The sequence below is a fragment of the Edaphobacter sp. genome, from assembly GCF_035532915.1.
In the GTDB taxonomy this organism is placed as follows: domain Bacteria; phylum Acidobacteriota; class Terriglobia; order Terriglobales; family Acidobacteriaceae; genus Edaphobacter.
This window is the reverse complement of the sequence record NZ_DATKQC010000082.1, coordinates 1-6,201: the sequence shown is the minus strand read 5'-3', so window position 1 is coordinate 6,201 and position 6,201 is coordinate 1. Positions and strand designations below refer to the sequence as shown.

The 6,201-nt window shown below is 59.1% G+C and carries 5 protein-coding genes and 1 pseudogene; 4 read left to right on the top strand and 2 right to left on the bottom strand.

Annotation, left to right across the window (positions count from 1 at the left end):
• Positions 1-508 precede the first annotated feature (508 nt).
• The 3 genes from VMU57_RS04260 to moaC all read left to right on the top strand — a co-directional run bounded on the left by VMU57_RS04260 (position 509) and on the right by moaC (position 2,376).
• Entirely contained in the window at positions 509-970 is a 462-nt protein-coding gene (locus tag VMU57_RS04260; RefSeq protein ID WP_325381126.1) for a hemerythrin domain-containing protein, read from the top strand.
• A 39-nt stretch (positions 971-1,009) separates the two neighbouring features.
• Entirely contained in the window at positions 1,010-1,198 is a 189-nt protein-coding gene (locus VMU57_RS04255) for a hypothetical protein (protein ID WP_325381124.1), read from the top strand.
• A gap of 173 nt (positions 1,199-1,371) precedes the next feature.
• Complete coding sequence (gene moaC, locus VMU57_RS04250; RefSeq protein ID WP_325381122.1) at positions 1,372-2,376, top strand: cyclic pyranopterin monophosphate synthase MoaC; 1,005 nt, start codon at positions 1,372-1,374, stop codon at positions 2,374-2,376.
• A gap of 126 nt (positions 2,377-2,502) precedes the next feature.
• Here moaC and VMU57_RS04245 read toward each other — a convergent pair whose 3' ends face one another.
• A complete protein-coding gene (locus VMU57_RS04245; protein ID WP_325381120.1) occupies positions 2,503-3,354 on the bottom strand; it encodes a YicC/YloC family endoribonuclease in 852 nt (283 codons plus the stop codon).
• A gap of 45 nt (positions 3,355-3,399) precedes the next feature.
• On the opposite strand from VMU57_RS04245, the pseudogene VMU57_RS22960 reads away from it, so the two are divergent.
• A pseudogene (locus VMU57_RS22960) lies at positions 3,400-3,576 on the top strand (glutaminyl-peptide cyclotransferase); the annotation flags it as partial.
• Positions 3,577-3,579: 3 nt separating this feature from the next.
• Here the strand turns inward: VMU57_RS22960 and VMU57_RS04235 are convergent.
• A complete protein-coding gene (locus tag VMU57_RS04235) occupies positions 3,580-5,652 on the bottom strand; it encodes a class I SAM-dependent DNA methyltransferase (RefSeq protein WP_325381115.1) in 2,073 nt (690 codons plus the stop codon).
• Between the last annotated feature and the right edge of the window lie 549 nt (positions 5,653-6,201).

The window sequence follows — 6,201 nt, the reverse complement described above, 5'->3', positions numbered from 1 at the left end:
CACTCCCGCACCCACGCTACGCGGCACCGTGTCGTCGTCGCACGGTCAGTCGGTTAATCGAAATGCAGTCGAAAGAATATCTGGCCAAGCCGCACACGGGAATCCCCATCAGAAACACAGCCTGCCTGCGGCCTTCTGGGCACCACGGATTCGTCCCACGCCGGTCTAACCCGGTCGTCATGCTGATGCTGCACTTCATTAGCCGCGCTCTTCATTATGTGTATAATTCGCACGACGTACGGAGAGAGTCGGAGAATAGGGTCAGGTCTCGTAATAACATATTAAAGACGCTCTGATCAATTGCTGTATCGTCGTTTCTGCACATATAGAAACCCATTACATTCAGGAACTTGGGTGCCCGCCTTCGCGGGTATGGCGAATAAACCAGAAATTCCTTCAGATTGCACTACGCCACGACCGGCCGGATTGCACGGCAATGAGTATGGCATCAGCAAGACCTGATCCGTTATTCGTAATTGATATTTTCTGAGTACGAAGAGGGCGGAACATGGATACGACGCTTCCCAGCGGGCTGCTCGAGGTCCAGCATCATCAAATTGACCAAGGCATCGAGGGCATCGTCGACAGCACGGGCAAGCCTCTAGCGTTGGCGGCGTCGCTCGCGCTCCTTCGCGAACACGTGTATCTGGAAGAAGCAGTCCTGTTTCCGCCGCTGGCCAAGATGGGCCTTGCGATGCCGGTTTCCGTGATGCAGCGTGAGCATGGTGAGATATGGCCGATGATCCGGAGTCTCGAAGTTGCCTGCGCAGCGGGTGCCACTGCTAAGACTCTGCGCAAAGACGCGAACTGGCTCCTGCAGAGACTTAAGGTACACAACACCAAAGAAGAAGAGGTCGTCTACACTGCGGCTGATCGCTATGAAGCCGCCTCCCTGGATGCGTCGTTGGTTAAGGCCATGGCAGCCGCGCGCATGCCTGAAAATTGGGCCTGCGCGATGGCGCCGCACTGACGATACGCGGGAGCACATCCCAAAAGTAAATGAGCCTGAATGATCGGGTATTCGGGGTCATGCAGCGTTTTTGCTTCTGATGCGTTGAAACCGCTTGTCGCGTTCCTGGTTGAATTGTTCTGCGACCTGATTGCCGGTCATGGCAAAGGCGTGTATATCGAGCGCGGCGAAGCTCAGACCCGCCCCGAGAAAGTGCCCGGCGCCGGGATCGATTTGAGTTTTCCGTAAGGCGTGTTCACGTGTTCATAGCGATAGAGCCGCCGTTGCCAGCCCTCAGCGGAGCGGAAAGAAGCGTTGAAAGATAAAATAACGGACTTGCCAAAATTCAAGCGGCCCTCACATTTCCTGCACGAGGGAAACACCGGTGTACGTGCCAATCTGTCCACTATTGGAGATTGAAAGTGACTGAAGAAAAAATCCCCCTTGACTTTCCGGACACGGAAGCCGCTTTTCGTATGATTGATGTCGGCCGCAAGCGTGTTACAAGAAGAAGAGCAGTCGCTACCGGCACGATCACGATTGGCGCTGTCGCTTTCCAAAAGGTCAAGGAAAAAACATTGCCTAAGGGCGACGTGCTGGCGCTGGCCGAGATCGCGGGCATTATGGGTGCGAAGAAGACCCCGGATCTGGTTCCGATGTGCCATACCTTGCCGCTCGATCAGGTGATGATCCGTTGCGTGCCGCGTGCGCCCGATGCCATCGATGTCTATTGCCAGGCTAGTGCCGATGCCCGGACTGGCGTCGAGATGGAGGCTGTCGTGGGTGTACAGATGGCAACCACGACGATCTGGGACCTGGTCAAGGGCACGGAACCGAACTTGACGATTAGCGGCGTCAGGCTGTTGTTCAAAGAGGGAGGCAAGAGCGGATTGTGGGTTAATCCTGACGGCATTCCAGCGTGGCTAGCCGCGCAGTTGCCGCAGGGCCACAGCATGGCGGGCGTTAAAACGGCATTACTGGTTATTAACGACCGCGCGAGTGAGAGCGGATATGAAGATGAATCCGGACAGCTTCTCAAAGAACGGCTGGAACAGGCGGGTGCCGTCCTGACGGGCTACGATGTTATCCCGGGTGAGCCGACTATAATTTCGGATCATATTCGGCAGCTTTGCGAGGATGGGCAGCCGGATCTTCTCATCACTTCCGGCGGAACAGGGCCGGGGTGGCAGAATATGACAACGGATGTCGCTGTGGCTCTTTGCTCACGGGTGCTGGACGGTCTGGGCGAGGTACTGCGTCGGGAAAGCGCCACCTTTACCGATACAGCCTGGTTATCCCGTGTGACGGCCGGCATGCGTGACAACACGCTGATCATCGCACTACCGGGCGACCCGAAGGCGGTGAAGGTATGCTGGGAGGTCATTGAGCCGTTTCTTAAAGATGCACTCAAAGAGATTTTCAATTAATGACCTTGCCCCCGAGAAACGTATCCCTTGCCGTGTGATTCAATCCACGCAAGGAGAACGACATGAGGCTTCATTTTTTGAGTCCCAACAGCTTGGCCTCAGGACTCCACAAAGCAGCAATGGGAATCACTCGATATTCTGCACCTGCTCCCTCATCTGCTCGATCAAGACTTTCATGTCGACGGCATAACGGGTCATCTCCTCGTCCTGGGATTTCGAGGACAGGGTATTGGCTTCGCGGTTGAGTTCCTGCATGAGGAAATCAAGCCGCCGTCCGACCGCTTCCTTACGCCGTAACACGGCGCGCACTTCAACCAGATGAGCCGCCAGACGCGAGAGCTCTTCGTCGACATCCAGACGCTGTGACGCCAGCACGACTTCTTGTGCCAGGCGCGCCGGCTCTACCTCCACCCCCAGATCGGAACACCGGTCTCGCATGCGCTGCAGCCAGGCGTCACGTGCCTGCGGCGCACGTTCGCGGACCTGCTCCACCAGCACCTCCATCGTAGTGATCCGCGCTTCTAGAAAATCCTGCAATTTTGAACCTTCACGCTCGCGGGTCTGATTGAAGTCTTTCAGCGCCGCATCGAACAAGGTCCCGGCCGCAGCGATCAGCGGCTCCAAATCGGGCGGGTCCTCGCGCAGCACACCGGGCCAGGACAGTACCTCGAGTGCGCTCGGCATTGAGGTTTCGGTGGTTTCGGCGACATCGCCGAGCACGCCAGCCAATTCGCGCAGGCGGCCGGCATCGACAGTCATCGGCGCCGCGCCGCCGCGCTCAAGCTGGTACTTCAACGCGGCTTCGACCTTGCCGCGCGCCAACGCTTTCATGCCGCGTTGGCGCAGACCGTTTTCGAGCACGCGGAATTCTTCCGGCAAGCGTAACTGCAGATCGAGATAGCGGTGGTTGACCGCACGCAACTCCCACACCAGCCTCCCCCATGCCGCCTGCTGTTCGACGCGGGCAAAGCCGGTCATGCTACGAATCATTGCCACACATCATCGAGTTTTTCCGGAGTACAAATGCGGTGGATTCTAACCCTGGCGCTGGCCTTCGGCCTGCTGACAACCAGCATCGTAACCGCCGCAGCGGATTTGCACTATCGCATCGTTGGGGAATATTCGCACGATACGCATGGGTTTACCGAAGGGCTGGCGATCTGCAACGGCGATCTGGTCGAAAGCGATGGCCTCTATGGTCATTCACAGATCGTGATTCGCAGTCTGCACACCGGACATCTGTTGCAGCATCGGGCGCTGGGGTTCTACCCCGATAACACGGACACTTTCAAGAAGGCCGCGAAGCGGGTCGGCCTTGGCCTTGCCGGGCTTGTGCCCCTTGGCGATGACGGGTCGCGCGGTCTCGACACGCCAACTCACGGCCTTGAGGATTTGCTTCAAGTCGGCGGCGGGCAGCTTGATGTCGACCTGCTTTAGTGCGGCGTCCACGCGATCGCGGAAGAGATTGTGGTCCTCGAACAGCGCCTCACCCAGCGCCGCGCGCAGCTTGGTGGCAACCTCAACGAGACGGCCATCGCGCTCCCAGGTTTTGCGGTCGAGCAGCTTCTTGCGCTTCTTCTCGGGCAAGCCTTTTTTCGCGCCGCCGCCTTCCTCGCCCTCGTCCTCGTCATCTCCCCATTCGGCAAGGCGCCTTTCCAGCGCTGCGGAAACCTTGTCGAAGTCGGTGAAAATCTTGTCGCCAAACTCATCGTGGAGCACCGCACGGATGTCCTCATCGCCCGAGGCAAAACGAAGCGATTCGATGGCCTTCAGGCTGAGCCGGCTGTGCAAGCGTAGCGGGCGCTCGACCGTGACCTTCCAATAACCAAAGGCGGCGTTGGGGAAGATCCTGGACTCCGGCGTTTCCTTGAAGTCGAGGAAGGCGTGGCTGATGCGCTCGATATCCTCGGACGAGAGTTCGCAGTTTTTCTTGCCGAGGTTCTTGTGCAACGGATTGAACCATTGGCTGGCGTCGATGAGTTGCACCTTACCCTTGCGGCGCGCGGGCTTGCGGTTGGACAGCACCCAGACGTAGGTGGCGATGCCGGTGTTGTAGAAGAGATTGAGCGGCAGCGCGACGATCGCTTCGAGCCAGTCGTTCTCGATCAGCCAGTGACGGATGTTGCTCTCGCCCTGCCCGGCGTCACCGGTGAACAGTGATGAGCCGTTGTGCACCTCGGCGATGCGGCTGCCCAGCGCCGACTCGTCGTTCATCTTCGAGGCCATGTTGGCGAGGAAGAGCATCTGGCCGTCGCTGGAGCGGGTGACGAGCGAGAGTTCTTCGCCCCGATGCATCACCTTGAAGCGCGGATCGCGCATGCCGTCCTTGCCGCCCATCGTTTCGAGGTCCTTCTTCCATCTCTTCCCGTAGGGCGGGTTGGCGAGCATGAAGTCGAACTCTTGGGCGGGGAAGGCGTCGTGCAAGAGCGTGGACCATTCCGCGCCGCCGACGATGTGGTCGGCGCTCTCGCCTTCGCCCTTCAGCAGCATGTCCGCCTTGCAGACGGCGTAGGTCTCGGGGTTGATCTCCTGGCCGTAGAGCAGGCACTTGACCTGCTGGCCGCGCTTGTCTCCGATGGCGGTGAGCGTCTCCTCGGCGACGGTGAGCATGCCGCCCGTGCCGCAGGCGCAGTCGTAGAGCAGGTAGGTGCCGGACTTGATCTCGGCCTCGATCGGCAGGAACACCAAGTTCGCCATCAGACGGACAGCGTCGCGCGGCGTCCAGTGCTCGCCGGCTTCCTCGTTGTTTTCCTCGTTGAACCTGCGCACCAGCTCTTCGAACACCGTGCCCATCGCATGGTTGTCGATGCCGGCCGGGGAAAGATCGATGTCCGGGTCAAGGAACTTGTTGATGAGCGTGCCGATGGCATCGGCCTTGGACAGCGTCGGCAACTGGTTGCGGAATTTGAAGTTCTCGATGATGTCCTGGACGTTGGGCGAGAAGCCGTTGAGGTAATCCTCGAAGTCGGCGAGCAGCTGCTGCTGGCTGCCGCGGGACTTGAGGTCGCGCAGCGTGAACTTGGAAATGTTGTAGAACGCCTGACCAGCCGCATCGCAAAGCGCGGCGCGCTGCCCGGTGATGCCGGCTGCGTCGAGCATCTTCTTCGTTTCGAGCACGTTCTGCTTGGTCGGCTCGAGCACCGCGTCCATGCGCCGGATGACGCACATGGGCAGGATCACATCCGGATACTTGCCACGCTTGAAGAGGTCACGCAGGACATCGTCGGCGATGCCCCAGATGAAGGAGACGATTTTGTTATGGGTAGCTTGATCCACGCTCAGACGACTCCGGTTCCGCACATGACTCGGGCAGCCAAATCTCGCTACCGGCCCACAGACTAACGATGAGCTGCGCCCAAGCGTAGTTGGCGCCCGGCGCAACGGCCTCAAAGCCTATCATCAAGGCGTTGGCATTGGATCGACTCTGCGGCGAACAGAACGACCGCTTCGAGGGGGTGAGACTTCTGGGCTTTCTGACCGGAATGGGTGGCGACTTCCGCCGTTTAGCCATCCGCCGCGAGTGTCGGCTCCTGGCACGAACTGAACGTTCGACAGCCAGCCAGTCTGAGTAATTTGTAGCGGCAGGGCGAAAACTCCATCCAGTTTCCCAGATAACCCGGAGAGGCCTGCCCGCCTCCGGGGGCTGTTATCTGATTATGGCTTCGAGTCTCACGACCATCCCCATCACCAGCGGTGATGATGCCTGGCCTTCGGTGTCGGGCTGGTGTACCGCTTGTAGCCGGCGATCCAGTCGTCACTGAACACCGCCTGAGCGTCCCGCAGTGCGATCTGGTGGTGGCAGACCATGCGGTGCATCTTGTTCTC

What these genes read in the sequence shown, in the direction of transcription:
- VMU57_RS04255 (WP_325381124.1), top strand. Translation starts at nt 1,010, where the DNA reads ATGATCGGGTATTCGGGGTCATGCAGCGTTTTTGCTTCTGATGCGTTG.
- VMU57_RS04245 (WP_325381120.1), bottom strand. Translation starts at nt 3,354, where the DNA reads ATGACCGGCTTTGCCCGCGTCGAACAGCAGGCGGCATGGGGGAGGCTG.
- VMU57_RS04260 (WP_325381126.1), top strand. Translation starts at nt 509, where the DNA reads ATGGATACGACGCTTCCCAGCGGGCTGCTCGAGGTCCAGCATCATCAA.